This window comes from Clostridium cadaveris, assembly GCF_020911725.1.
Classification (GTDB): domain Bacteria; phylum Bacillota; class Clostridia; order Clostridiales; family Clostridiaceae; genus Clostridium_X; species Clostridium_X cadaveris.
In genome coordinates this window covers 1,069,479-1,095,728 of sequence record NZ_CP076620.1, presented here as the reverse complement: position 1 = coordinate 1,095,728, position 26,250 = coordinate 1,069,479, and the positions used below count along the sequence as shown (strand labels likewise).

Here is a 26,250-nt window from a genome sequence, read left to right as displayed (position 1 = left end):
TAGGGGAGTTTTTTTACAGCCCCTTAAATATTAAGTACCATAAAATTCATTTTTTAGAAATATGGATTTGCAGTTTTACCACTTGATACAGCCACAAACTTATTTTTATCTGTATCAAATTTTAAAGATAGTATTATTTCATTGTTATATCCTTTAAATACTACTTCATTTATTTTTCCCAAATTTTTTATTGCAGCATCTATATTGGATATAGCCTCTGTGACCTCTTTTTCATATAAATTTGGCGTTTCTACTAAAGTTTCACCTTCCGATATTTTATTTTGTAAGTTCTCAAATGATGACTTCGTATAACCTTTATTTGATATTTTTTTAGATTCTTCTAATTTTACAATTAAATCATCTTTGTTTGCAGATAAATCTAATTGTGAATCAGAATACTTTAAACTTTCACCAACTAAATAGAAGAAACTATTATTTAAATCTAATTTTCCTACCCCATTGCTCAAGTCTGATGGTGAATTTTCTACATATCCTTTTATTCTAAATGCTCCTGTTTTCTCTAAATGAGTGAATTTTAAATAATCACCCTCTACGAAGCTTGTTTCATTTAATTTAGCTGCTACTGCTTCTGATGTTTCATTAGCTCTTATTTGGTACTTCCCTTTTTCATTTCCTTTTTTATCATAATGAGTTATTGTAGCATATACTGCTGATCCATAATATCTATGAGCTATTTCTCCATTTGATATTGCTTTAAATTTCTTATTGTCCATATCAAATTCAATCTTCAAGAACATATTAGAGTGTGAACCTATAAATTCTATTAAATTTATTGCTCTTAAATTTTCTATAGCTTCTTTAAGATTTATGGCTGACTCAACTATTTCTTTATTACTTGCTTCATTGTTATCATATACTAATTTAGCCTCATTGGATTTTTCTATCACATTGTCCCAAGTAGTTTTTGTATAGTAATTTTTCTTAAGAGTGCTAACTTTTTCTATAAAATCTTCCAAATCATCTTTATTAAACCCTAAATCTAGCCTTATGTTTGAGTAAGTTAATTTCCCATTTATAATATAAAAATAGCTGTTATTTAAATCTACTTTGCCTAAGCTTTCATTTATGTATGCTGGTGCATTTTTGACTTTACCATTAATAGCCAATCTATCTTTTTCAGCATGATATAGTTTTAAATAATCTCCATCTCTATAATTTGTTTCATTTAATTTATTAGCTAATTCATCTGCAGTTTGTCCACCATTTAATGCATAATTGCCTTTTTTATTTCCATGTTTATCATAGTGCTCAATTTTAATATATTGTCCTCCTATATAGACATTTGCTGGATTTCCACTAGATTCCGATTTAAATTTTTTATTTTCATAATCAAATTTTAATGTTAAAAAAGTTTCACTTTTATATCCTTTAAACATTATTTCATTAGTCGAATCTTTGATTTGAAGTTTTTTATAAAAGCTTGTTTCTTTTCCTTGTTCTTTAGAAGCTACACTTACATTGCTATCTAATGATATATCTACACCTAATTCATAATTAAATTTACCATTTTCATCAGCTGTAGTCTTATAATGAATTCCATCTACATCTATAAATATTTCTGCATTAGGATTACTCATGCCCGATATAACACAGTTTTTTCCATCAAATATAGATTTTAAAGTTGGAGGAATTGATATATTTTTATATTTATTAAAGTTTTCTGTATCTGACATATATATGAAGCTTGATGTTGCATTTTCAAGAACATCATCTATTACCCTTTGTGATGTTACGCTATTTCCTGTTGCTTCAATGTATGGTATTACATTTAACTTATACTCTTTTGCTATAAAATAAGCAATATAATCCCATCCACCTCTTGAGTATCCATTTTCTCTATAATAAGTTTCAGCCTTTGCCATAAAGTCACTATCTATGTTGTCTATAAAGCTTAAAAAGAAATACATGGCATGTATACTTCCCTTTTTCCCTGTTTTTAAATAATTTTCATAACTAGGAATTACACTTTTTATATCATAATTAGTTTTTTCATTACCATAAATCCAAGACCAATTTGGATTTTCAAAATCAACTCTTCTAAGAGTATTTGCAAACATATTATTCCAATACTCTATAAATCCCCATCCCTGTTCATACATATGCCCATACTCATGGTACATTCCCCATACATCTTGAGTTTTTGGCTTTTTAAAATATTCATGTATGTTTTGAGGTAATGTATCTAACATTTGTCCACCAGCAGACATATATCCAGCTTGTTCATTTCTCGCACTAACTAATACAAAGTTTTCTCTCGGTCTATTTATTTCATCATTGTTTTTTTCGTCTAATCCTGCAACTTTATTATATGTTGCTATTATTTTTTCATGTGTATCTAATGTATCACTAGCATCTATATCTTTAGGTATATATTTTGATTTTGGCACATAAATTCTTACATTATCACTTATTAATAAAGCTCCATCTTCTGAATTTTCTTTAGAAAAAATAGTTTCCTCAAATTTTTCTTCATCTAAAACTTTATCAGTAATCTTTTCTTTTCTCATATCATATGTTGGTGTTATTTTGTAGTCTTTTCCGTTTAATGTAATGGTTACATCTAAAGAAAAATCATCATCTACATTTCCATCATATTTAATATTTCCTACCTCTAAAAATAATTCACCTTTTCTAGGAATATGTACCGTAGTTTTTTCACCTACTCTAACATTTTTTAGTCCTCTTAAATTATTTACATCGTGAAGTGCTAAATTTGCACTACCTGATATCCCTTCACCTGTAATAAGTACATCCACTTCTGTTGCTTCCATTACTTCTATGCCTAATGGTTCACTTATGTGGAATGTTATGTTGAATTTTTTATTGTCCTGACCTGGACTTAGACTTGTTTTTCTATAGATTTTTAAATTTTCTATACTGTCTTTGGTTACAGTATTGGTGCTTGAAAAAGCTGTTACAGTATTAGTGTTTGTTATTAGCATACTTACTAATAACCCTGTTACAATAAATTTTTTGTTCATGGCTCATCTCCCTTTCAAATAATTTTAAAGAAAAATTCCCCCAAAGAGCAAAAAAGACCACTCTAAAGAGCGGTCGTTAAAAACAAGAATACAAAGAATATTCACTCTTTGGCAACTGGCTGGCATGGTGTAAGACTTTAGCCCCTCTAGCTTTGCGTCATTAGATTTCTCTAATTTTGCTAATATTCTATTTATTCTTTATTATATCTTAGCATTATTAAAAAGTAAACATTTTTTGACTTTCTATGACATTATTTTCTCAAAGTACGTTTTAAAAATTCTCTTGTTCTTTCCTTTTTAGGATTATTGAAAATTTCTTCAGGGTCTCCTTCTTCCTCAATAATCCCATTATTCATAAAGACAACTCTATGGGATACTTCTCTTGCAAACTCCATTTCATGAGTTACAACTAGCATTGTAAGCCCACTTTCTGCAAGCTTTTTCATTACCTTTAGAACTTCTCCAACCATTTCTGGATCTAAAGCAGATGTTGGTTCATCAAACAATATTACATCAGGTTCCATAGATAAAGCTCTTGCTATTGCTACTCTTTGTTTTTGTCCTCCTGATAATTGTTTTGGCTTAGCATTTATATAATTACTCATACCTACAATATCTAAATATTTCATAGCAACTTTCTCTGCTTCTTCCTTGCTTCGCCCTAAAACCTTAATCTGTCCAACTACACAATTGCTTAAAACATTATGATTGTTAAATAAATTAAATTGTTGAAATACCATTCCAAGCTTAGTTCTATATTTATATATATCGTGTTTATCATCTAATATATTTTCACCATTGTATATTATTTCGCCACCTGTTGGTTTTTCTAAAAGATTTACACATCTTAATAATGTTGATTTTCCAGATCCGGAAGATCCTATAATACAGACAACTTCTCCTTTATTAACAGAGAAATCTATATCTTTTAAAACCTTATGGTTTCCAAAGGATTTACTTAAATGATTAATTTCAATTATCTTTTCCATATTTATTCCTCCTTAAGCCACCACATTTTCAGCAGATTTTTTAGCAATCTCTTCTGGTGTTTCAACTTGCATTTGATTTCCTGCCATAATATAGTTTTCTGGTCCATCAAGCTTCTTTTCTATTGCTCTTAATATTCTCGTAACTGTAAATGTCATAATAAAGTAAATTATGCATGTTATAAAGAATGATTCGAAATATCTAAAATTATTTCCGGATATAGTCTTTGTCTGGAAATATAGTTCCGATACAGATATAACATTTAAGACAGAGGTATCTTTTATATTAATAACGAATTCATTTCCTGTTGCTGGTAAAATATTTCTAATAACCTGTGGCAAAACTACGTTTGTCATAGTCTGAAAATGATTCATTCCTATAGCTTCCGCTGCCTCAAATTGGCCCTTATCTATAGAAATAATTCCACCTCTCACTATTTCAGACATGTAGGCACCTGTATTTATCGATACTATAAATAATCCTGCTAAAACTCTATCTATGTCTATTCCAAAAGCTGCTGCAGATCCATAATAAATAACCATAGCTTGTACTATCATAGGAGTACCGCGGAAAAACTCTATATAAATCGATAAAAGTGTATTTACTATCTTTAAAACTGATCTTTTAGCTCCTCTTTCTGGAACTGGAATAGTCCTTACAACTCCAACTATAAGTCCTATCAATGTTCCTATCAATGTCCCTATTATAGAAATTAATAAAGTCATTCCAGCTCCACGCAAGAACATTGGCCAGTTATTTTTCAATATATTTATTACCCATTCTAGACTCATAACAAAACTCTCCTTAAAATATTTAAATCATATAATATACACTCTCCATAATGTTCTATACATTTAACTATTGAGCTGCTGGTTGATTCTTAATAGCCTCATCCATAATCTTCAATCTATCTTCTTGTGATATTCCCTTTAGAATTTCATTGATCTTATCCTTCAATTCACTTCCCTTTGCTACTCCAACTGCTATAGCTGTATCTTCTTCTGATGTAGTAAATCCATCTTTGAATTCTACCATCTTAAATTTTTCATTTGCCATTTGGGCACTTAATGCTTCTGGTCTCTCTGTAACATATCCATCTATTACTCCAGATTCCAATGCCACTCTCATAGCTGGGAAGTTGTCCATAGCAGTTTGCTTATTAACTGATGGTATTTGATCTATTACGGAATAATGGAAAGTATTTAATTGAGCTGTTATTTTAGCCCCCGAAAAATCCTTTAATGTATTTGAATTCTCATATGCTCCGCCTTTTTTAACAAGCATAACTAAATCTGATTTATAATATATATCTGTGAAATCTAATGTTTCTTTACGTTCTGCCGTTGGTGACATCCCTGCAATAATAGCATCTATTTTCCCTGATGTTAATGCTGGTCCTAAGCCATCCCATTCAGTTTTAACTATAACTAATTTTTTACCTAATGAATCAGCTATTTTTTTTGCTATTTCCACATCATATCCACCTGCATATTCTGCACTTCCATCTATTTTTACTGCTCCATTTGAATCATCTAATTGAGTCCAGTTAAAAGGTGCATATCCTGCCTCCATTCCTACTTTAAAAACATTTTCTGATGACTCCTTTGCACCACATCCTGTAAATGTAACTGCTGCTGTTGCTACAGCTAAAATTAATGATAATAACCCCTTTTTCATATTTATCCTCTCCTTTTTTTGTAATAAAAAACCAACCTCTAGGGTTGGCACTATCTTAAATCTTTTGATGAGATTATAAATACAAAAAAGCTAAACCTGTAGGGTTTAGCTTAAATTTCATACTAATTTCCCTCATCTTTCCCATTTGAGATAGCGCAACTTAATAAACCGGGTAGCTTATTAAGACAGTCCTACAGTTCTTAACTGTAGACCCAGCAAGTAATACTGAGATATATTACAAACTTCGGCAAAATCCCCTTCTCTATAGCTTCATAGCTCTCTCTAGCTCTGCTAAAGACTGTTAGATTTCGCGCCTCTACCTCACAGCAAAGTGAGGTATATATTCAATTTTATATTCTTATAATATCAATATAGTTAATGTTTGTCAATTTATTTTTTTAAATATATAAACAATTATAAAATTTTTATATATTCATCAAACTTAATCCCTTATCATTATGATATCATATCCTATATTTAATTCATTTAAACTGCTAATGCTTTACCTAAATCATAGCAAGCTTTTTGAGCTTCATCATCTGGTGTTTCATTACAAATAACACTTTCACAAACAAGGTTTGCACCCTTATCCTCACAATTTTCTTGCCAGCTTTGCATCCATTCTCCAGTTCCCCATCCATAAGAACCAAATAAAGCTATTTTCTTTCCTCCAAGCTTAGATTCACAAGATGAAAACATAGGTTCAAACTCACTTTCCTCTAATTGTTCTGCTCCCATAGATGGGCATCCAAAAGCAATAGCATCAAATTTATTCATCAAATCGGCTGAAAATTCTGCTGAAGTATATACTGTAACTTCCGCACCAGCTTCTTTTGCTCCATTAGCAACACAATCCGCCATAATCTTTGTATTTCCAGTACCACTCCAATATACAACTGCAATATTACTCATTTATATAACCTCTTTTCATATTATTTTTATTTCAAACAGCTACTTTAAGCTGCTTAGAACAATCTTATTTTTTTAATAAAGATACTATTTTATATAGTCTTTAATCTATACTAACTTCTTTATCTGCAATGCTCTTTTAATGCATTATTCAATGCTGTAGCAGAACTACTATGTATACGAGCAATAGTAATTCCATTTTTCTTTGCTTCTTGCATTGCACTAATTACCATTTTATGAGACACTGTATTCGTAAAAAGCACCATCAAATCAGGTCGACCAAGTTTCTTTTTAATAGAACCATTTTCCTTTGCATATACCTTTGCTTTGCATCCATAATTTTTGCAAATCGTTTCATACTGGCAAGCCATTCGCTCATTACCACCTATAATTACAACACTCATCCTACACCTTCCTTCGAGTTAGGCTTAACTAACTCATATTTTGAAATATAAACGGTAACAACACTTTACCGCTTTAAAATATATTGTATATTAAAAACTAGTCAATTTCTAAAGTCGTCACTTTACAAGTTAGCTTAAACTAACTTATTCTGTTAAATAAAAGTGGATATCATCCACATAACTCAGTTAGTATTAGCTAACTAATTGTAATATACCATGTTGTGCATTAGTTGTCAAATATATTTTTAAATTTTATAATTATAAATAGAAATATCCTTCTTTATATTAATAATTGTGATAATAATTTAGTTAAAACTTAAATTCTCTATAAATAGCTTGACAAAATACTATTGGAAATATAATCTAAAAAAGAAAACAAGTTAGTTATAACTAACTTGAAATAGGAGGTATGAATTCATGAAAAAACTAAAAAAAGTTACACCTTTGGTGCTATCAGCAGCGTTCATTTTCACACAAACTGCTGCTCCTGTTTTGGCATTGGAAAATACAACACGAGAAATCAGGGCAACTTTTAAAACATTGCTAACTGGTACACAAGTATCAGAATTAAAATGGAATGGTAGTGATTGGGCACAGGGATTAGATTTCCCAAATATCGATAAATATTCAGACAATTCCAATGACTCTAAGTATGCTAATAGTATAGATGAGGTTTTAGTTAATGGAACAAAATATAAAAAAGATATAAATGAGGAAAATAGCAAATTAATATTTGAAATTTCTCCATATGGTTTAAGAATCAAAGACGGCGCATTTGTTGAGGGTGACAATACCATTCTTATAAAAGCAAAAGGATATAAGAATAAAGAAATACATTTTTCAAAGAATGGCAAAACATATAAACTTGTTTCTCAGAAAGATATTGGAGATACTTCTGATGGTGTACAGATATTAAACAAAGATTCCTTAAATCAGAAAATTGATAATGCAAAACTAATTAAACAAGGTACTAAAACATATAAAGCATTCAAAACTTTACAGATTGCAATTCAAGAAGCTGAAAAAGTCAGAGATACTGCCAAAACACAATCAGAACTCAATAACGCAGTAGAAGCATTGCAAAATGCAATCAATACTTTTGAAAACACTCAATTAGATCCTGAAAAGTTGGAAAATGGTGAATATACTCTAAGCTTTAGAGCAAATGTTGAAGGTAAAGACAGTTCCTCTATGCTGCAAGGAGCATTTGATCCTAAAGTAAAACTTACTGTAAAAAACGGAGAAATGAAGATTTCTATGCTGAACACTGGTCTAGCAAAATTCCTGTTAGATTTTAGTATTGAATCTAATGGTCAATATCCAAAATCTGAACAGAAAAAAATTGGAGAACCTGATAATGACGGAACCTTCAAGCTCCAAGAATTTACGATTCCTATTAAGAATCTTTCTAAAATGCATAAGGGAGCTGTACTAGTAACTATGATGGGTGGTCAAATCACAGATATAGGTAAATATGAAAAATATACAAAACTAGATATGACTTTTGGTAGCAATATAGAAAAAGGATGGACTGGATATAAATATGACATAGACAATAAGAATACCCCTACCGATTCTGCACTTTTAGAACAGGTATTAGTTAAGAAAGGTTTTGACTTAGATGGTGATAAAAAAATCAGTAAAGCAGAACTACAAGCTATTTCTGGTGAATTAGATTTAAGTAGTTATAAATTAACTGATATCAGTATGTTAAAAGATTTATCTGACAAATTGACAACTCTTGATATATCTCGAAATAACATAAAGGTGCTTCCAAAAGGACTTTTAGATAATATGACTAATTTAGAAAATTTCTATGCTCAAGCTAATCATATTACAGATATTCCCGAAAACTTTTTCCTTAATAACAACAAAATTTCTTATGTTGCACTATCTACAAATAAACTTACAGCTATTGATAACAAAGATTTTACTGGATTAAGTTCAGCAGTTGAAATTGATTTAGGTGAAAATTCAATAGAGTCAATTGATAAAAATGCTTTTTATGGATTAAATAATCTTACTAGTCTATCTTTTTCAGGCAATAAGCTTAAAGAAATACCATCTTCTGCTCTTAAATCATTATCTTCACTTAAAATGATATTTTTAGATAATAACTTTCTTTCAAAAATACCAGATGGAATTGAAAATCTGATAAAATTAGAAAGGATATCTATTACTAAAAATAGGATATCAGAAATCAATGCAGAATCTTTCAAAAACCTAAAAAACCTTAAGCATTTAGGATTAGATTCTAATAGAATTTCAAAAATAGAGAAAGCAGCCTTTGTAAATAACACACAATTGGAAGAATTGAGACTTTATGATAATGATTTGACATCATTTAACACAGATATTCTTCCTGATAATATTAAGCTTAGAACATTAGATTTACAAATGAATAATATTAATAAAGTTGACAGTTTCCTTAGAAAATTAGTGGGAGATGCCAAAATATTCCCTCAAAAATCAGTAACAGCCTTATCATTAAATGTGGACAAAAATCAGAAATTAAAGTGGTCACAAGAATTTGGAATGCTTGATTTACTCCTATGGTACAATTCTACAGTTTCTAATATGGATAAAGAAATCACTAGTATTAAGGAATATAAGAATATGCTTGCATCTCAAGGATTAGAGAACACAGATATAGTAACCATTATGAATGATAAAGGATATGATTGGGACATTAAAACAGAACTTCAAAGAAAAAATGATGATGGTATATTCACAACTGTTTCTGAAAATATTTCATCAGATAAAGCAGATGAACTTTCAGGAAGTTTTAAAGTTAATGAAAATGGAACATACCGCATTGTAAAGAGCATATATCCTTCAACTTATGGAGATAAACAATACAAGTATTCTATAGTTTCTAACGAAATAACAGTGAATCAAATTCAAAAACCTGAAACTCCAGGTACAAATCCATCTGAAACTCCTACTGATGGAAATATAAACTCTTCCTTAGCATCACCTGAGAGTACTAATACCAAAAATGAAGTTTCTACTAAACCTGTAATTGGACAATATACTAATGAAGTTGTCACAACTCCAAAGACAGGGGATTTCACTAATATTGGAGTATGGGCTTCTATCCTTACAGCCTCTGCTGGAATGTTGGCTTTCATTATAAGAAAAAAAAGCAGAAAAGAAGTTTAGGAATAATAGCAAACAAACTCTGAAGCATTGCTTCGGAGTTTGTATCTTTTAACTATTAATACGCTGTAATGATATGAACTAAGATACTAAAAAGATTTTCATTACAAAGCTAGTAGTTATTTTTATTTGTTTTCTAATAATACTTTAGGTTTGCCTTTAATTCCTTTCATGCCAAAATTCCCATAGATTTCACTAACTGTTCCTGCCGTAATAAATGCATCAATTTTCTCTTTTTTAATAAATTCCATAAGATAAGAAAATTCTTCTCGTGTCATTAAACTTTCAATTTCAAATTTGTCCTCATATTCTAGCCCACCTTTAATTGGATATAGCGTTGCACCACGATGCATATCTTCTATTATAAAATTACGAATCAGCTGGTAATCTTTCGAAATAACACATACCCTTTTTCTAGAATTGAATCCTATCATAAAGTGATCCAATATTATTCCGTTAAGATAAGTTCCAATTAATCCTATAATTACTGATCTTATATCATACACAAAAATTGCAGTACAACAAATAAGTCCTCCTGCAATAGAAACTGACGTTCCTAAATCAATATGAAAATATTTATTTACAATCTTAGCTATAATATCTAAGCCTCCAGTTGATGCATTATGTCTAAACAAAATTGTTTGTGAAAAACTCAAAATCAACACAAAGCACAAAAGATCTAACCACTGATCCTGCATTAATGATTGTTCAATTGGATATATTTTTTCCAATATAGCAATCATAGGTGACAAAATCAACGCTGAATACACAGTTTTAACGCCAAATTCTTTTCCAATAATAAAGTAAGCCAATACCAACAAAAATGCATTTATAATAAAAATTAATACTGGCAATGATATTGATGTAAGTAAATTAATTACTATTGATAACCCCGTAATAGACCCAATAATTAATTTACTTGGAATCAAAAAGAAATGTACGGCTATTGCTCCAATAAACATACCAAATGTTAATATTGGTAAATCTTTGATAAAAGCTTTTATATTTTCCCCCATTTTACCTCTCCTCAAAGTTAATTTAATTTCTTATATAATTTGTTTCTTTCATTGTAAACGTTTTTAATATTTACATAATTAATTTTACCATAATTACCTATATTTTAAAATCTAACCTTTTTAACTTTTCTCAGATAAAATCTTATGAAATCTGCGTTTTATAAAAAATTTTAACATCATATTTCTACATTTAATATTTCTTTTCAAAACTTGATGCCTTTTTTATATTTATGACTGCTATTTTCCAATATAAAATTTAAAAATTAATTCTATAAGTTCAAATTATACATATAGTGTTAATTGACATGAATCCAATGTTTTGGTACATTGTTATTGTAAGTATTGTGTGAATATTTTGACATAACCTTTTATATTACAAAAATTCATCTCTGTCTATCTTCTTAATTATTCTATTACATAATCAATTTCCACTAAAAATTATATGAGAGGTGTTAAATTTGGAAACATTAAAAACAAGGTATATTGATTTACCAACCATGACTAAATATTTAAAATCAGTTGGATCAGAAAATGTAATAAGTCGTCTTATCCCATATTTAGAAGACGATTACAGCCGTTGGAATGATTTTCACAAGATTCCAAGGACAGCACACCACAGTGATATAGGTGTTCTTGAGTTAATGCCTATAGGTGATTCAAAAACTTATTCATTTAAATATGTAAATGGTCACCCTGGAAATCCTAAACATAACTTTTTAACGGTAATGGGCATTGGTCTTTTAGCCGACGTATCAACTGGATTTCCATTGTTTTTAAGTGAATTGACATTAACAACTGCTATCCGTACAGCAGCTACTTCCGTAATGGCTGCAAAATATTTAGCAAAACCTAATCCAAAAAAAATGGCTCTAATCGGAAATGGTTGTCAAAGTGAATTCCAAGCCCTTGGTTTTCATCATGTATTAGGTATAGAAGAAATTTATTGCTACGATGTAGATCCCTCTGCTACTGATAAATTGATGAATAATCTTAAGGATGTAAAAAATCTTAAATTAATAAAATGCAACAGTACAAAAGAGGCATGCAAAGGCGTTGATATTATAACAACTGTTACTGCAGACAAGAAAAATGCTATAATCATTACCCCTGATATGGTTGAACCAGGTATGCATATAAATGGTGTTGGCGGAGATTGTCCTGGAAAAACCGAACTTCATTCAGAAGTTCTTCATATGGGAAATGTCTATGTTGAGTTTGAACCTCAAAGCCGTATAGAAGGAGAAATTCAACATATGAGTAAAGACTTTAAGGTAACTGAAATTTGGAATATAATTAAGACTGGAAAACCTATAGATAGAAAGCCTGATGAAATTACTATTTTTGATTCAGTAGGCTTTGCTTTAGAAGATTTTTCAATCCTACGCTTGATGTATGACATTGCCAAGGATGAAAATATAGGTGTACCTCAATCTCTTGTCCCAATATTAGAAAATCCTAAAAACTTGTATGGAATGTTAAGATAAAAAGAGACTGTTATATTATTTCTGTAAATAGCTTTTATGATAATTATTTAAAAAGGCATGGAAGTCACGAATGAAGTGACTCCATCCCTTAATTTTAATATTGCTTTATTTAAAAAATTATTCTTGACTAATTATAAGAATATATTTTCTTACAATGCTTCAAAATATTACACTCTAGAGATTCTGACAAAAATAAAATGCTTTGGAATGTTAGCTTCTGATTACTAATATTTTTCTCAAAGCTTCTAAGCTATCTGTTATATTTGCTACATCTATAAAAAATATCCTCACTCTAATATTTTCTTCATCTTCAGTGCATTCAAATCTTATATCTTGACTATTTTCCATTTCTTCATGACATGGATATATTAACCAAATTTCAGGTGTTTTATACTTCTTTGCATATGCATACATTTGATACATATCCTCTTGAGATATTCCATAGTTTTGAGACGGTTTATTAATTAGTATTTTCCACTTGGTATCCAAAACAACTCTACTTCCATCTTCACGGTTTATCACTATATCTGGACGTAAAGCGAACTTCTTGGGAGTATCAAATAAATAATATTTTCTATCTTGTGTTGATACATCCCAATTTAAATCGTCTAAAACTTTTTTTAAATTTTTCGATACATAAGCCTCAAAAACTTTTTCCATCGGAAATAGTAATGCTCTTGCATTCGTGCTTCCCGAAAAAGTAGTGAAGCTTTTATTCATCAGAAAAACCTTTGACCATTTTAATAATATTTTATAATCTTTTGTATTTCTATCAATTATTACTTTTGTAAAATCTTCAATATTGTCGAGGGTTTCATTGTGGAGGCTAGGAGAATTACATCTGTTTTTTTATACAACTCCATATTGAATACAATCTGCTATCTCTTAGATTGTGTTTTATTCTTCCACATCCACATGAAGTTGTATGCATTCTTTTTAGGTCTGTTCCTATAGCTATTATCTCTTTACCACATTTGCATTTGCATCTCCATAAAGCTTTTCCATATTTGTTTGAGCCTTCTCTTTTTATAACTTTTAAATCCCCATATACGTTTCCACATAAATCATTAATTTTACTCATTATGTTCACCTCTTAATATAACACCATAACAGAGTCTAAAAATATTTTTAAGTGTATTCAATAAGGGATTTAGATTATAAATTCATTATCATAAATCTTTTCATACTTTCCTCCTTACCCAATACATTCCTAATGGCCCATATCGTTCAAATATAATATTTAAGCAATTTAGAGTCTTATTTAGGTTAAAATAAAAAGCCTTAGTTTTCTAAGACTTAATTTTAATATATAATAAAAGCACTCACTCTTTATCTAAGTAAATGCTTTATAAATAACTTATTTTAATTTAAATTGTACACCTTCACCTGCATTTCCATTATTCTTATTTACTAATACTAAATTATCTAGTTGTAAATACTCATTTACTTCAAATGATATACATGCTATTTTTGATTTATCTGGATTAACATCATCCATTATTGTTATATATTCATCATTTCCTTTATAAAATTTTTCTTCTGATATCAATTCATGAGCAACTTCATAACCTATATCTTCTATAACATATGTCTTACCAGTAGATATATCCTTTAGTTTAAAATCAGTTAACGAATAAGAAACAGGATTTTGTGATATATTTTTCATATCCAATAATGTATTTATAAATTTACCATCTGCAGTAAATTTCCCTCCGTCTTTTTTATCTACCTCACTTACCTCAGAAACATCTCTAATTTTTATATTCCAATTCCCTGAGTCTGCTGAATCACCATACGCTATATAATTATCTTCTTTTTTTTCTTGCTTAATCCCTTCTTCGTTCACAGGTATATTTGCGTTACCACAAGCAACTAAAGTTGACATCATTAATCCTACTAATAGAATTCTTACTATTCTTTTCATATATTTCGCCCCACTTCCAATGATTATTTTACCATATAAGGAAAATTTGTCAATATAACCCTTATAATCTTAATAAAAGCACCTACCTTTAAATTAGTAAGTGCTTTTTAATATGTTATTTCATATTTGGGAATAACCTTATGAACCTCATCCAAATTAATAACATTTTTTATTTCTTTATTTATTCTTACTCTACTTATATGTCCCATCTTTTTACACTCATTACACCATACATCCAAATATCCATTTTCATTATCTACTTTAACATGAGCGTAATCAGTATTGATATTGCCACAATAAGGACATTTTCCAGCCTTTCCAGTACTAGCTATTGACTTTATGCATTCAATCCAAATCATTACACTCACCTACCCTTCATATACATATTATACCACTCTACCTCTTTATTGTGATGTTCTTCCTCAAATTTATTTCTTAAGCATATTACTTAAACCAGTCATTCTTATTTAACTGTAAATATTCCGCCATAAATCTTTCTTTATAGTCTGAGCTCCCCATCATTTGAACTGTTTCTTTTAATTCCATTTTTATATTCCTCCTTAATTTTAAGCATAATAAAAGCACCTACTCTTTATCTTAGTAAGTGCTTTTACTTTTCTTCAAATTGTATCCCATTATCTCCAGGATAAGGTTTATCATGTGTTACTTTTTCAAAGAATATTTCATCTGGTATTCCTTTTGTGAATGCTTTGCAAGTAGGAATGAATTTATCTGTTGTTTCACCTAAGTACTTGCATTCTAAACATTTAACTCCTTTCATCTTTATCCACCTCCATTAATTACTTTCAATAATTTCTTTACAGTTCTATTTTCAAAGCCATTAATTTTATTAGCATCTAGTAAATCTGCAACAAACTCATATCTATCTTTTCTAGAATTAATAGATATAATATCCTCTTTTTTAGCTACACTACAAATTTTATTTATTATAGATGTTGAATTATCTATTTCATCACCCTACATTCTATCTATAACAATATGTTTCCAGATATCCTTTAACGGTATACCGTTTGAATCAACCTTATAGACACTACCTGATATTGTATTTTGTTTAGCTTTAACTTCTCTGTATAAATTCTTTAGTTCAATACCTTGTCCTGTTATCCCTAGCATTTCATCTTCTAATTCTTGTAACTTTATATCTGCGTCTATTATTTCAGCTTTAAGCTCTTTATATCTTCTTATTTTAGCTATAGTTTTATTTATTGTAATCACCTCTGTATTCTTTATTACTTAGCTTATCAGTTATAAGAGAAGCTAAAATTATTGCATATACCGTATCGCTATGCTGATTGAATATTTGACCATCAAGATAGTATTCAACTCCTACCCACAAAAACAAATTATCAATAATATAGCTATAAATAAAACGCATTTTCTTAGCTACCCTTCCTATATAAGTTGCATATTATAATTTCCATTACACAAAATAACTTTGAAAGGAGGATATTCTATGAAAAAATATATTTGTATATTGTTGATTTTAATAGAATTAATATTTAATCCATTTGTTTCAACAACTGCATTTGCTAAAAATGTATTTACAGAAGGTATTTATAAAGCAAGTGATTTTAACTTATCATATAATGATACTTATTTTGTGCAGAATGTTTCATCTAATAACAGCGCTCTTATTACTGTTTACAATGAAAATCAAATTGTTTTACAAAGTATTCGTTTAGCCCCTAAATCAGCTAAATTTAATTTGATACCTCTTAAATCCGATTATAGAGTTGTGATAGTTGGAACTGGTCAAATATTCATTGATAAAGATACCAAATAAGTTCTTTTATCATTTTATTGTCATATGAGTATACAATCTTGCGTAAGTATCCTCATATGACGTTTTATCTACTTTATTAAGTTCAAATATTTTATGATTTTCTTAGTTAATACTCTCTTAGTATTGCGAATTATTGCTTATAATTAAATGTGAAACACTTTTCATCATCTTCTATTATTTTAATAACATATTTTCACGCCCTCGATCATCTATAACAACAAAACCATTGTCATCTATTTGTTGCCTACTTTGTCTGTAATTTGCTAAAACTTTGTATTCAGCTCCAAATTTAAAAGGTGTATATCCTATAGATTGTATAATATATTTTACTTTCATAAAATTCCTCCTTATTATCTACAAACTTTCTTAGAATTACGGCATAAAAAATACCGCAACTTAATTTCTGAATAGTGCGGTATCCTCTTTTATCTATATTTAATTTTATCTTCGTAATATATTAAAAATGTGAATTAAAAGCTATGTTAACTTTGCCAATGAAATTTCTTTCTCTAAAACATCAGCAAATCTCTGAATATAATTCCCAAGTGTCCCCAACCACTTCATAACTTCATTATCATTTTTATATCTATTAGGTTCTTCCCTAATTTTTATAACCTTTTTCATTATATCAATATCTAGAACTAAATTGTTGTCTAAAGCCCATTTTCCTGCTTTTGTTTTAGAAATTATTTTACCTGTTTTAAGTGTATAAATACATCTTGCAATATCCAAAAGCCAACCTGCCGAGTATAAATTTCTTTCTGTTATGACTGCAAATTTTCTTATTATCTCATAATGTTTTGAAACAGCTTCTATAATTTCTTCTTTTGTTGGATAGATGAAGTTGTTTCTTACTTCATTACCATATAACAAATTTCCATGCTCAATCAACTCTACCATGGAAAAAGGATCAACATAGTGCTTATCTATTATTCTTTGACCACTTGTACCCCAATATGCAACTGTATCAGGAATATCATTAATAAATGCTTCAAGTGTTAAGAAACTACCCTCAAATGAGCGAAAATATGAATTGTTTCTATACTCATTTAAAAGTTCTTGTCTTAAGTTAAGCAATTGTTCTGCTTGTTTAGCAGAAATTTTAGTTTCTGTTAAGCACAATATATCAATATCACTCCATCCATCTTTAAAATCTTCAAGCACAATTGAACCATAAAGATATATAGAAGGGTTATTATCCAATAGAATGTTTGCTATATAATTTTTCATTATTTCAATTGACTGTTCCATTGCTAACTTCCCCCATTTTTTAATCTCCACTACTTCCCCATTATTTACTATGATTTTCCACTTATAATTTATTTATCAGCTCTACCAAGCTGAAATAATTATGAAAGGCAGAATTTAATATGAAAGATTTTGATGGATTTTTGAAAACTCTTGACTCAAAAGATTGGTCATTAGTTACAGGTTGTTTTTCTTTATTTGTATCCATCCTATATCTCCCCTCTTTTAGATTTACCATGATAAACTTATTCTTTGAGGTGAATTGTTTGTCTTGGTATGTTTTAATAATATCCTATTTAAGGATAAAATCAAAACAATGTTATATCCTTTTTTAGGATAATATGAAGAACATGAAGCAAATTTATTTGCTGCTGAATTTTTAATATATGATGTGGATCCTGTTATACTTGAGGGATACTCTATTAACCAATTAGCTGCTTATTATGAAGTACCTATTGATTTAATAGAGTTGAAAAAGCAAATTCAAGTTAACTATTATTGTAGGTCTTAACTGACCTTATATATTTTTTATCATTACAAAGAACATACATTCGCAAATAAGGAGGTACTTTTATGTTAAAAGCAGCAATATATGCTAGATATTCTAGCGACAACCAAAGAGAAGAATCTATAGAGGCTCAAATTAGGGCTATAAATCAATATGCTAAAGCTAATAATATACGGATAGTAAAAACATACATTGATGAAGCTAAATCGGCCAAAACAGATGATAGACCTAATTTTACTAGAATGATTAAAGAATCTTCCCTTGAGTTATTCAATATGATAATAGTCCATAAACTTGATAGATTTGCCCGCAATAGATACGACAGTGCATTCTATAAAAAGAAACTTAAAGATAATAGTGTTAAAGTTGTGTCTGTCCTAGAACACTTAGATGATAGTCCAGAATCAATTATGCTTGAATCCGTTCTAGAAGGTATGGCCGAATACTACTCTGTCAACTTAGCAAGGGAAGTCATGAAGGGAATGAAGGAAACAGCTCTACAATGTAAACACACTGGAGGTACTCCAGCTTTAGGATATGATCTCAATAAAGATAAAACTTATAAAATTAACGAATCTGAAGCTAAAATAGTGCAGAAAATTTTTAAAATGTATTCTGATGGCAATAGCTATAATACTATAATAGACACACTGAACAATGATGGATATAGAACTAAGAGGGGAAATTTATTCGGCAAGAATAGCCTTTATGATATTCTAAGAAATGAGCGTTATACAGGAGTTTATATTTATAATCGTTCATCATCAGAAACTAATGGTAAACGCAATTCTCATGCTTATAAACCTGATGATGAAGTTATTAAAATTAAAGGTGGTATGCCTCAAATAATATCTTATGATGTATGGTAACAAGTAAAAAAGAAAATGGATGCCAATAAAGTTAATAGAGCTGCTAATTCAGCTAAAACAATTTATCTTTTGAGTGGTCTCATATACTGTGGAAAATGTGAAAAATCCATGACAGGAAACAAAAAGTATGCTGGCAGAAATAAAACTTTATACGAGACATATGAGTGCTCTACTCGCAAAAGAACCCATGATTGTGATATGAAATCTATTAATAAGCAATACATCGAGGATCTTGTAATAAACTATTTATATGATAATTTATTCACTTCCAAGGCTATTGAGAAAACTATAAAGAAAATAAAAGAAAATGCCTTAAAACAAAATAAAAAAATAGCTGAGGATATAAAACAATTTTCAGCTGAACTTTCATCAATAGATACTAAAATAAATAACATAACAGATGCTATTGCAAATGGAATGTTCCATGAATCAATGAAAACTAAACTAGATGAATTGGAAAATAGAAGGTCTGTTATATTTATAAGATTGGAAGAAGCCAAAAGAGAATCTCTATTAACCTCTCCTAGCGAAGAACTTATAAGAAAATATCTTGAAAAAGATTCCAATATAAAAGAAAAAAGCCTGGAAGAGCAAAAGCTCATACTCCAAGCGTATGTGTCTAAAGTTATTGTAAATGAAGACACAATCGCAATAAATACGATTGTGAGTTTTGATGGTGGAGGCGAGGGGAATCGAACCCCTGTCCGAAAGCCAAACTCCTAAAGCATCTCCGAGTGCAGCCAGATGATTTAACATTCCCTCCATGAAATGCCCATTGGCAGGCTTTTCACTTTAGTAGCTTCATGAATTCCGTTCATAGGTCAAAGCTTTCCTACGCTCGGTTCCCCACTAATCGACGCCCTATCCTAAGCCGTGGGACTCAAAGGTAGAACGAACAGCTATATTAAGCTGCTAATGCAAAATTATCTTCTGCGTTTACATTTAGTGCATCGTTTTTTAAGGCGGGCCCATACTTCCCTCCACTCGCTTCCTTAGAACTCCGTACCCCCGTCGAAACCATTGCGCCCCCATGTTATGGGATTTAACGCAGAGGTAAAAGTCTCTGAAACTTTGTTTGTTTTGCTCCACATATTCAATTTTTAAAAATCTTAGTAAGTTTTGTTTCTTACTGACACTTATTATAATACATTAATCAGCCACTTTAATCAATAGGTAACTGTAACTACTCATTGAAAAGTTTATATTATCATACTAGTTGTTTCCTTCGTTATATATAGTATGCCTTATTTAGAAGATGTTATTCATATTTTTTAATTTTGAACTAAAACACATACAAGAAGATTTTATCTAGTATGTGTTTTAGTATTTTAAGATTTAGTTATGCCTGCATAAGGTCAAAGAAGCTTACCTGATCGCTTTCTGTCATGCCATTTAAACAGCCAAATTTTCTAAGAAGATCTACTGCTGCATTTCCAATTTTTGCACGTTTCTTTAGATTGTCTATAGAGCTTATTGGTGGATCTTCATGTACAGCATTGTAAATAGATTCAGCAGCTACATTTCCCATACCTGATATACTATTTATAGGAGGTCTTAGTCCGTCTTCCTCCATTTTAAATTTTGTAGCATCCGATTTATACAAATCAATAGGAAGGAACTTTATACCTCTTTCATACATCTCTAAAACTATTTCTAAATCATCATACATATCCTTATCCTTTGGTGCTGCATCATTACCTTGATCACTTATTTCCTTCATCTTTTCTTTTACTTTTTCTTTTCCGAAAATCATGAATTCAGCATCAAAAGCTTTAGCTCTTATAGTGAAATACGCTGTATAATAAGCTTTTGGTATATGAACCTTGAACCAAGCAATTCTAAAGGCCATCATTACATAAGCAGCTGCATGGGCTTTAGGGAACATGTATTTTATCTTTCTACAAGAATCTATATACCATTCAGGTACATCATGCTCTCTCATATTCTTTTCATAGGCTGCCCATTTCTCAGGATCTTTTAGGGCCTTACCTTTACGTACAAGTTCCATTATTTTAAAGGATGTATTAGGATCTAGTCCTTTCTTAATAAGATAAATCATTATATCGTCTCTTGTACATACAGCTTCACTTAGTGTAACTGTTCCTGCATCAATAAGGTCCTTAGCATTTCCAAGCCACACGTCTGTACCATGGGACAATCCTGATATACACAAAAGGTCTCCAAAAGTTTTTGGAAGAGTATCTACAAGCATTCCTCTAACGAATTTAGTACCAAACTCAGGAACTCCAAAAGTCCCTACCTTAGAATTTATCTGATCTGGAGTTACACCAAGAGCTTCTGTTGATGAAAATAGCGACATAGTATCTTTATCATCAAGTGGTATCTTTTGAGGATCAACTCCAGTAAGATCTTGAAGCATTCTTATTACAGTAGGATCATCGTGACCAAGTATATCAAGCTTTAGAAGGTTTTGGTCTATGGAGTGGTAATCAAAGTGCGTCGTTATAATATCTGATTCAGGGTCATCAGCTGGATGCTGTACCGGACAGAATTCAAATATCTCTCTTCCCTTAGGAACTACTATGATTCCCCCTGGATGCTGACCTGTAGTTCTTTTTACTCCAGTACAACCCTTTGAAATTCTAAGAACCTCTGCTTTATTTACCTCTTCATTCTTTTCATCAAAATACTTTCTTACATAACCAAAAGCTGTTTTATCAGCTATTGTTCCTATAGTACCTGCCTTAAATGTAGTTCCCTTACCAAAGATAACCTCTGTGTATCTATGTGCTTTAGCTTGATATTCTCCAGAGAAGTTTAAGTCTATATCAGGCTCCTTATCTCCATTAAACCCAAGGAAAGTTTCAAAAGGTATATCCATACCGTCCTTATCCATCATTTCTCCACATATAGGACAAGCTTTATCTGGCAAGTCAAAACCGTTTTTCAGGCCATAATCTTTAAAATCCGAGTACTTGCATTTAGGACATCTGTAATGAGGCGGTAATGCATTTACTTCTGTTATCCCCGTCATATAAGCAACAACGGAAGAACCTACAGATCCTCTGGAACCAACGAGGTATCCATCTTCATTAGACTTCCACACAAGCTTTTGGGCTATGATATACATTACTGAGAATCCATTCTTTATTATAGAATCAAGCTCCCTATCAAGTCTATCTTGAACAATATCAGGAAGAGTATCCCCGTAAAGTTCATGAGCCTTTCCATAGGCTATATCCTTTATTGTCTGCTCACAACCTTCTATGTGCGGTGGACATTTTTCGGGAGAAATAGGGCTTATCTGCTGACACATATCAGCTATCTTGTTTGTATTCTCAACAACAACTTCATAAGCTTTTTCACTACCTAAATATGAAAACTCTTCAAGCATCTCTTCAGTTGTTCTAAGATATAATGGTGCCTGATCATCAGCATCCTTAAAGCCTTGACCTGCTTCTAATATACGTCTGTATATTTCATCCTCAGGATCCATAAAGTGAACGTCACCTGTAGCAACTACCGGTTTATTAAGTTTTTCACCAAGTTTTATGATCTTTCTATTTATATCTTTTAAAGTTTCCTTACTTTCAACTTGCTCAGTTCTAATCAAATAATCATTGTTTCCAAGGGGCTGAATCTCTAGATAATCATATTTTGAAGCTATTTTTTCAAGGTCATCATCAGATTTTCCCATCATCACAGCCTTATATACCTCACCCTCACTGCAGGCGCTCCCTAGGATAAGTCCTTCGGAATATTTTTCATACATGCTTATAAGTATACGAGGCTTTTTGTAGAAATAATCTAAATGAGAATATGATACTAATCTATAAAGATTCTTAAGTCCTGTATAATCTTTTGCAAGAATTATAGCATGATATGTCTTACGCTTTTTATATTCTATCTTAGCTGCTTCCTCACATAAAGCACACTTATTTATATCATCAATAGTCTCAGCGCCTTTTTCTTTAAGTTTATCAATCATTATATTAAATACTTTTACAGTAGTATCTACGTCATCTAAAGCTCTGTGGGCAACTAATACTTTTATACCAAGATTCTTAGCAATTCTGCCAAGCTTAAAACTCTTGTACTCATAAAAAATATCTTGAGCCAAAGGAAGTGTATCTATATATGAAAAGTCAAAATCATAACCTAAAGCTTTAGCATTATACTTTAAAAATCCTATATCAAATTCTGCATTATGAGCAACTAATACGCTGCCCTCAATGAATTCAAGCATCTTAGGGAATACTTTATCTATAGTTTCTGCATTCCTTACCATATCATCAGTTATGTTTGTAACTTCCACTACTCTTGGTGGAATAGGCTTCTGTGGATTTACAAAAGTACTAAAAGAATCTATTACCTTGCCATCATTAACTTTCATTATACCTATTTCCGTTATTTTTTCAGTTACAGGCGAAAAACCTGTGGTTTCTAGGTCTAACACACAATAGGTAGTGTCTATACTTTGACCTTTTGAATTGACTACAGATGGATTCCTGTCTGGTGCTAAATAAGCCTCTACTCCATAAATCACTTTCATATTAGGATTATCTCTTCCTAAAAGCTTATGAGCATCTGGGAAGGACTGAACAACTCCGTGGTCAGTTATGGCTATGGACTTCATTCCCCAGCTCATAGCCCTCTTGATTAAGTCAGCAGCACCTGTCATTCCATCCATCTGACTCATCTTGGTATGCATATGAAGCTCTACTCTCTTCACCTCTGCCTTATCCTTCCTTGTTATCTTCATAAGGCCTCCACTTTCAATTATAGTGTTAGCTATAACTTCTACTTCACCAGAAAATTTACTGTAACCTGCATTTCCACGAAGCTTTACTCCCTTAGCCTTTTTAATCTTTGACTCTACGGTTTCAAACTGTTCACCTTTTACAAAGGATTTGCAGGTTATAGATCCAGAACCATCATATAAGTCAAAGGAAATCAATACTTTTCCGCTTCTTAATTCCCTTGTTTCTATATTGGATATCTCACCTTCTAAGACTATATTTCCTTCATCCTGTGTGATATCAACTATCTTCACTACTTGATCCTTTATATTAGCATTTCTTCCGTATATTAAAAGTGTATTTTCCTTCTTGCCTTCCTCTTTAACTTCAGACTCACTTACCGGTTTAGGTGCTTTATTTATAGCAGCCTGCTGAGATTTTATCTGCTTTTGAATAGCTAGAAGTTCTTTCTTCTCTTCCTTTTCCTTAATTTTCATAAGTTCTTCATGACTTACATCATCAGAAAAATTTATCCTGTAAGACATACCGCAAAAGTTTTTTATAGCTTCTTGAAGTTCCTTATCATAATTGAGCTTTTTAAAAATATGGGATACAACTACTTTGAATTTTAGGCTTATCTCATTTTCATTTATATCATAATCACAGTCATTTACTGCAGCTTTAAGAAGTGGATGCCTATCTGAAATCAAAAGTATTACATTTTTAATTTCATTTTCTATATGCTTCCTATCAACTTCATCAGTATACTTAATAGCTGTTTTAGAATCAGATAATATAAATCTCTTTTTTATAAAATTATTGAAAGCTTCAATCTCTCTTATAGCAATGTACTTGCTTGAAATAATCCTTATAACAAGGCTATTGGTCTTTTTCATTAAAGTTACATTTTCTATAAGAGCATCGCCTATGCTGCTTCCACCACTAAAATCACTAAAAATTTCATATACTCTATTCATCTTCACTTTAAACCTTCCTTAAAAGATTTCTAGTATGTATTTTATATTTTAACATTTCAAAAGAAATAAGTCATGAAAAATAATATCCATTAAATTTTCTATGGATGACGCAAAAGAAAAGAGTGTGCTATAAAATGATTTACACATCTATAAACACACCCTTTATTTCAAATTTTTCTATGCTCTATCTATATCTTTCCTTCATTTCTCTCTCTATGTCTCTCTTATGAGCCTTTTCAAGCATAGCATCACGCTTATCGTAGTTCTTCTTACCCTTTGCAACACCTAGTGCAACCTTAACTCTTCCACGCTTTAAATATAAAGATAATGGAACTAAGGTATACCCTTCCTGTGCTGTGGCTCCCAAAAGCTTTAAAATTTCAGCCTTGTGAAGAAGAAGCTTACGCTTTCTTAAAGGGTCTACATTGAATATGTTTCCCTGTTCATATGGGCTTACATGCATATTATTTATAAAAATTTCTCCATTATATATATCAGCATAGCTGTCCTTAAGGTTCGCTCTGCCGTTTCTTATGGATTTAACCTCTGTACCTACTAGTTCTATTCCAGCTTCATAAACTTCCTCTATGAAGTAGTCATGTCTTGCTTTTCTATTTTCCGCTAAAGTTTTATTATTGTTCTTTTCTCCTGTTTTAGCCAATATAATCACCTCTATATCATCTGTGATACTTAATTATATTATATATAGGATTAATTATCAACTAACATGAGGTTAATTTCTATTTAGTGAAGAGTAATTTGAGTGAAGAGTGAAAAGTTCGGAGGGGATTTAGTAGTTGCGAAGGATTTAAAGTTGGGGGGATTAGTTAAGAGTAATTTTAGTGAAGAGTTAAGAGTTCGGAGGGGATTCGGTTGTTGTGAAGGATTTGAAGTTAGATGAATAACTTTTAATTAGGAAGTTAATAATTAGGATAAATTGAGTTTAGGACGGTGAGTTATTGTGATTGGGCCTATAGTTGAGCAGAGTATTGAATTTGGTGTTGATATTGTTGAGTATTATAAATGGCTTATTTATGAGAAAAAGGAATTTGTTTTATCTAAGCAAATTCTTAGAAGTGGGACTAGTATTGGTGCTAATGTTCATGAGGGGAATTTTGCTGTTAGTCGAAATGATTTTATATACAGAATGCAAATTGCTCTGAAAGAAGCCTCCGAAACAGAGTACTGGCTTATAATTCTAGCAAAAACTGGTTTTTTACCACAAAATTTTCATTCTCTAAAAAATAAATGCACTAGCCTAAAAAAGATGCTAATCTCAACCCTAAACACAGCTAAAAATAAAAATTAATCTCTCCCCTCCCCAGAAACTTCATCCACTCCTATTTTTTTGCTCAACTCTTCACTCTTATCTACGTCACTCTTAACTAATCCCTATATCTCCTAAAACTCCATTCACTCCTATTCCCTGCTTAACTCTTCACTCTTATCTATGTAACTCTTCACTAATCCCTATATCTCCTAAAACTCCATCCTCCCCTATTCCCTGCTCAACTCTTCACTCTTATCTACGTCACTCTTAACTAATCCCTATATCTCCTAAAACTCCATCCACTCCTATTCC

At 30.7% G+C, this 26,250-nt stretch carries 25 protein-coding genes, 1 other RNA gene and 2 riboswitches; of the genes, 6 read left to right on the top strand and 20 right to left on the bottom strand.

Going from position 1 to position 26,250, the window contains the following annotated elements; genetic code table 11:
- Positions 1–53 precede the first annotated feature (53 nt).
- From KQH81_RS05015 to KQH81_RS04990, 6 genes are all read right to left on the bottom strand, one after another.
- Positions 54–3,002, bottom strand: coding sequence for a putative mucin/carbohydrate-binding domain-containing protein (locus tag KQH81_RS05015; protein WP_178311634.1), 2,949 nt, complete (start codon positions 3,000–3,002; stop codon positions 54–56).
- 107 nt (positions 3,003–3,109) lie between these two features.
- Positions 3,110–3,193, bottom strand: a riboswitch (cyclic di-GMP riboswitch).
- Positions 3,194–3,253: 60 nt separating this feature from the next.
- Entirely contained in the window at positions 3,254–3,991 is a 738-nt protein-coding gene (locus KQH81_RS05010; RefSeq protein ID WP_027639556.1) for an amino acid ABC transporter ATP-binding protein, read from the bottom strand.
- Between the two features lie 12 nt (positions 3,992–4,003).
- Positions 4,004–4,780 carry an amino acid ABC transporter permease gene (locus tag KQH81_RS05005; RefSeq protein WP_027639555.1) on the bottom strand — a complete coding sequence of 259 codons (777 nt, stop codon included), beginning with the start codon at positions 4,778–4,780 and terminating at the stop codon, positions 4,004–4,006.
- 67 nt (positions 4,781–4,847) lie between these two features.
- On the bottom strand, positions 4,848–5,666 hold the full coding sequence (locus tag KQH81_RS05000) for a transporter substrate-binding domain-containing protein (protein WP_027639554.1): 819 nt from the start codon (positions 5,664–5,666) through the stop codon (positions 4,848–4,850).
- Positions 5,667–5,809: 143 nt separating this feature from the next.
- A riboswitch (Lysine riboswitch) is annotated at positions 5,810–5,993 on the bottom strand.
- Between the two features lie 159 nt (positions 5,994–6,152).
- Complete coding sequence (locus tag KQH81_RS04995) at positions 6,153–6,578, bottom strand: flavodoxin (RefSeq protein ID WP_027639553.1); 426 nt, start codon at positions 6,576–6,578, stop codon at positions 6,153–6,155.
- Between the two features lie 119 nt (positions 6,579–6,697).
- On the bottom strand, positions 6,698–6,979 hold the full coding sequence (locus tag KQH81_RS04990; RefSeq protein ID WP_027639552.1) for a DUF2325 domain-containing protein: 282 nt from the start codon (positions 6,977–6,979) through the stop codon (positions 6,698–6,700).
- 417 nt (positions 6,980–7,396) lie between these two features.
- On the opposite strand from KQH81_RS04990, the gene KQH81_RS04985 reads away from it, so the two are divergent.
- Positions 7,397–10,141: a leucine-rich repeat protein gene (locus KQH81_RS04985; protein ID WP_230029029.1), complete on the top strand. Its 2,745-nt coding sequence runs from the start codon at positions 7,397–7,399 to the stop codon at positions 10,139–10,141.
- Between the two features lie 122 nt (positions 10,142–10,263).
- On the opposite strand, the gene KQH81_RS04980 is transcribed toward KQH81_RS04985, so the two are convergent.
- A complete protein-coding gene (locus tag KQH81_RS04980) occupies positions 10,264–11,154 on the bottom strand; it encodes a YitT family protein (protein ID WP_051196324.1) in 891 nt (296 codons plus the stop codon).
- 458 nt (positions 11,155–11,612) lie between these two features.
- On the opposite strand from KQH81_RS04980, the gene KQH81_RS04975 reads away from it, so the two are divergent.
- Complete coding sequence (locus KQH81_RS04975; RefSeq protein WP_027639549.1) at positions 11,613–12,638, top strand: ornithine cyclodeaminase; 1,026 nt, start codon at positions 11,613–11,615, stop codon at positions 12,636–12,638.
- Positions 12,639–12,848: 210 nt separating this feature from the next.
- Here the strand turns inward: KQH81_RS04975 and KQH81_RS04970 are convergent, their stop codons facing one another.
- The 7 genes from KQH81_RS04970 to KQH81_RS04940 form a co-directional block, all read right to left on the bottom strand.
- Positions 12,849–13,439 (bottom strand): McrC family protein, encoded by a 591-nt coding sequence (locus KQH81_RS04970; RefSeq protein WP_081670355.1) that lies wholly within the window; start codon positions 13,437–13,439, stop codon positions 12,849–12,851.
- Between the two features lie 34 nt (positions 13,440–13,473).
- Positions 13,474–13,719: a hypothetical protein gene (locus KQH81_RS04965; RefSeq protein ID WP_027639547.1), complete on the bottom strand. Its 246-nt coding sequence runs from the start codon at positions 13,717–13,719 to the stop codon at positions 13,474–13,476.
- A gap of 276 nt (positions 13,720–13,995) precedes the next feature.
- Complete coding sequence (locus KQH81_RS04960) at positions 13,996–14,562, bottom strand: DUF4352 domain-containing protein (protein ID WP_027639546.1); 567 nt, start codon at positions 14,560–14,562, stop codon at positions 13,996–13,998.
- Between the two features lie 107 nt (positions 14,563–14,669).
- Positions 14,670–14,921 (bottom strand): hypothetical protein, encoded by a 252-nt coding sequence (locus KQH81_RS04955; RefSeq protein WP_051196323.1) that lies wholly within the window; start codon positions 14,919–14,921, stop codon positions 14,670–14,672.
- A gap of 251 nt (positions 14,922–15,172) precedes the next feature.
- Positions 15,173–15,343 carry a hypothetical protein gene (locus KQH81_RS04950; RefSeq protein ID WP_155850328.1) on the bottom strand — a complete coding sequence of 57 codons (171 nt, stop codon included), beginning with the start codon at positions 15,341–15,343 and terminating at the stop codon, positions 15,173–15,175.
- 197 nt (positions 15,344–15,540) lie between these two features.
- Entirely contained in the window at positions 15,541–15,798 is a 258-nt protein-coding gene (locus KQH81_RS04945) for a hypothetical protein (RefSeq protein WP_099335786.1), read from the bottom strand.
- Positions 15,782–15,958 (bottom strand): hypothetical protein, encoded by a 177-nt coding sequence (locus KQH81_RS04940; RefSeq protein WP_180269204.1) that lies wholly within the window; start codon positions 15,956–15,958, stop codon positions 15,782–15,784. The genes KQH81_RS04945 and KQH81_RS04940 overlap by 17 nt, the downstream gene beginning before the upstream one ends.
- Before the next feature lie 78 nt (positions 15,959–16,036).
- Between KQH81_RS04940 and KQH81_RS04935 the strand changes: the two genes are divergently transcribed.
- Positions 16,037–16,366 (top strand): hypothetical protein, encoded by a 330-nt coding sequence (locus tag KQH81_RS04935; RefSeq protein ID WP_074844735.1) that lies wholly within the window; start codon positions 16,037–16,039, stop codon positions 16,364–16,366.
- Between the two features lie 174 nt (positions 16,367–16,540).
- Here the strand turns inward: KQH81_RS04935 and KQH81_RS04930 are convergent, their stop codons facing one another.
- From KQH81_RS04930 to KQH81_RS04920, 3 genes are all read right to left on the bottom strand, one after another.
- Positions 16,541–16,702, bottom strand: coding sequence for a hypothetical protein (locus KQH81_RS04930; RefSeq protein WP_155850326.1), 162 nt, complete (start codon positions 16,700–16,702; stop codon positions 16,541–16,543).
- A 141-nt stretch (positions 16,703–16,843) separates the two neighbouring features.
- Positions 16,844–17,617 carry a nucleotidyltransferase domain-containing protein gene (locus KQH81_RS04925; RefSeq protein WP_099335787.1) on the bottom strand — a complete coding sequence of 258 codons (774 nt, stop codon included), beginning with the start codon at positions 17,615–17,617 and terminating at the stop codon, positions 16,844–16,846.
- A 61-nt stretch (positions 17,618–17,678) separates the two neighbouring features.
- On the bottom strand, positions 17,679–17,822 hold the full coding sequence (locus tag KQH81_RS04920; RefSeq protein ID WP_230029027.1) for a hypothetical protein: 144 nt from the start codon (positions 17,820–17,822) through the stop codon (positions 17,679–17,681).
- Positions 17,823–18,187: 365 nt separating this feature from the next.
- On the opposite strand from KQH81_RS04920, the gene KQH81_RS04915 reads away from it, so the two are divergent.
- Positions 18,188–18,991, top strand: coding sequence for a recombinase family protein (locus KQH81_RS04915; protein WP_230029026.1), 804 nt, complete (start codon positions 18,188–18,190; stop codon positions 18,989–18,991).
- A gap of 15 nt (positions 18,992–19,006) precedes the next feature.
- Positions 19,007–19,714 (top strand): zinc ribbon domain-containing protein, encoded by a 708-nt coding sequence (locus KQH81_RS04910; protein WP_230029025.1) that lies wholly within the window; start codon positions 19,007–19,009, stop codon positions 19,712–19,714.
- Here KQH81_RS04910 and ssrA read toward each other — a convergent pair.
- From ssrA to smpB, 3 genes are all read right to left on the bottom strand, one after another.
- Positions 19,666–20,021, bottom strand: a transfer-messenger RNA (tmRNA) gene (ssrA, locus tag KQH81_RS04905). The genes KQH81_RS04910 and ssrA overlap by 49 nt on opposite strands.
- Positions 20,022–20,330: 309 nt before the next feature.
- Complete coding sequence (gene polC, locus KQH81_RS04900) at positions 20,331–24,668, bottom strand: DNA polymerase III subunit alpha (protein WP_178311658.1); 4,338 nt, start codon at positions 24,666–24,668, stop codon at positions 20,331–20,333.
- Between the two features lie 184 nt (positions 24,669–24,852).
- Positions 24,853–25,329 (bottom strand): SsrA-binding protein SmpB, encoded by a 477-nt coding sequence (gene smpB, locus KQH81_RS04895; protein WP_027639539.1) that lies wholly within the window; start codon positions 25,327–25,329, stop codon positions 24,853–24,855.
- 300 nt (positions 25,330–25,629) lie between these two features.
- On the opposite strand from smpB, the gene KQH81_RS04890 reads away from it, so the two are divergent.
- Complete coding sequence (locus KQH81_RS04890) at positions 25,630–25,977, top strand: four helix bundle protein (protein WP_326839253.1); 348 nt, start codon at positions 25,630–25,632, stop codon at positions 25,975–25,977.
- Positions 25,978–26,250 lie beyond the last annotated feature (273 nt).

Bases quoted from the DNA above. Each gene is read 5' to 3' on its own strand.
- KQH81_RS05005 (WP_027639555.1), bottom strand. From the start codon at position 4,780: ATGAGTCTAGAATGGGTAATAAATATATTGAAAAATAACTGGCCAATG.
- KQH81_RS04930 (WP_155850326.1), bottom strand. From the start codon at position 16,702: ATGAAAGTAAAATATATTATACAATCTATAGGATATACACCTTTTAAA.
- KQH81_RS04950 (WP_155850328.1), bottom strand. From the start codon at position 15,343: ATGAAAGGAGTTAAATGTTTAGAATGCAAGTACTTAGGTGAAACAACA.
- KQH81_RS04935 (WP_074844735.1), top strand. From the start codon at position 16,037: ATGAAAAAATATATTTGTATATTGTTGATTTTAATAGAATTAATATTT.
- polC (WP_178311658.1), bottom strand. From the start codon at position 24,668: ATGAATAGAGTATATGAAATTTTTAGTGATTTTAGTGGTGGAAGCAGC.
- KQH81_RS04960 (WP_027639546.1), bottom strand. From the start codon at position 14,562: ATGAAAAGAATAGTAAGAATTCTATTAGTAGGATTAATGATGTCAACT.
- KQH81_RS04925 (WP_099335787.1), bottom strand. From the start codon at position 17,617: ATGGAACAGTCAATTGAAATAATGAAAAATTATATAGCAAACATTCTA.
- KQH81_RS04985 (WP_230029029.1), top strand. From the start codon at position 7,397: ATGAAAAAACTAAAAAAAGTTACACCTTTGGTGCTATCAGCAGCGTTC.
- KQH81_RS04995 (WP_027639553.1), bottom strand. From the start codon at position 6,578: ATGAGTAATATTGCAGTTGTATATTGGAGTGGTACTGGAAATACAAAG.
- KQH81_RS05015 (WP_178311634.1), bottom strand. From the start codon at position 3,002: ATGAACAAAAAATTTATTGTAACAGGGTTATTAGTAAGTATGCTAATA.
- KQH81_RS04965 (WP_027639547.1), bottom strand. From the start codon at position 13,719: ATGAGTAAAATTAATGATTTATGTGGAAACGTATATGGGGATTTAAAA.
- KQH81_RS05010 (WP_027639556.1), bottom strand. From the start codon at position 3,991: ATGGAAAAGATAATTGAAATTAATCATTTAAGTAAATCCTTTGGAAAC.
- KQH81_RS04920 (WP_230029027.1), bottom strand. From the start codon at position 17,822: ATGGATACAAATAAAGAAAAACAACCTGTAACTAATGACCAATCTTTT.
- KQH81_RS04940 (WP_180269204.1), bottom strand. From the start codon at position 15,958: ATGCGTTTTATTTATAGCTATATTATTGATAATTTGTTTTTGTGGGTA.
- KQH81_RS04980 (WP_051196324.1), bottom strand. From the start codon at position 11,154: ATGGGGGAAAATATAAAAGCTTTTATCAAAGATTTACCAATATTAACA.
- KQH81_RS05000 (WP_027639554.1), bottom strand. From the start codon at position 5,666: ATGAAAAAGGGGTTATTATCATTAATTTTAGCTGTAGCAACAGCAGCA.
- KQH81_RS04955 (WP_051196323.1), bottom strand. From the start codon at position 14,921: ATGATTTGGATTGAATGCATAAAGTCAATAGCTAGTACTGGAAAGGCT.
- KQH81_RS04990 (WP_027639552.1), bottom strand. From the start codon at position 6,979: ATGAGTGTTGTAATTATAGGTGGTAATGAGCGAATGGCTTGCCAGTAT.
- KQH81_RS04915 (WP_230029026.1), top strand. From the start codon at position 18,188: ATGTTAAAAGCAGCAATATATGCTAGATATTCTAGCGACAACCAAAGA.
- KQH81_RS04910 (WP_230029025.1), top strand. From the start codon at position 19,007: ATGGATGCCAATAAAGTTAATAGAGCTGCTAATTCAGCTAAAACAATT.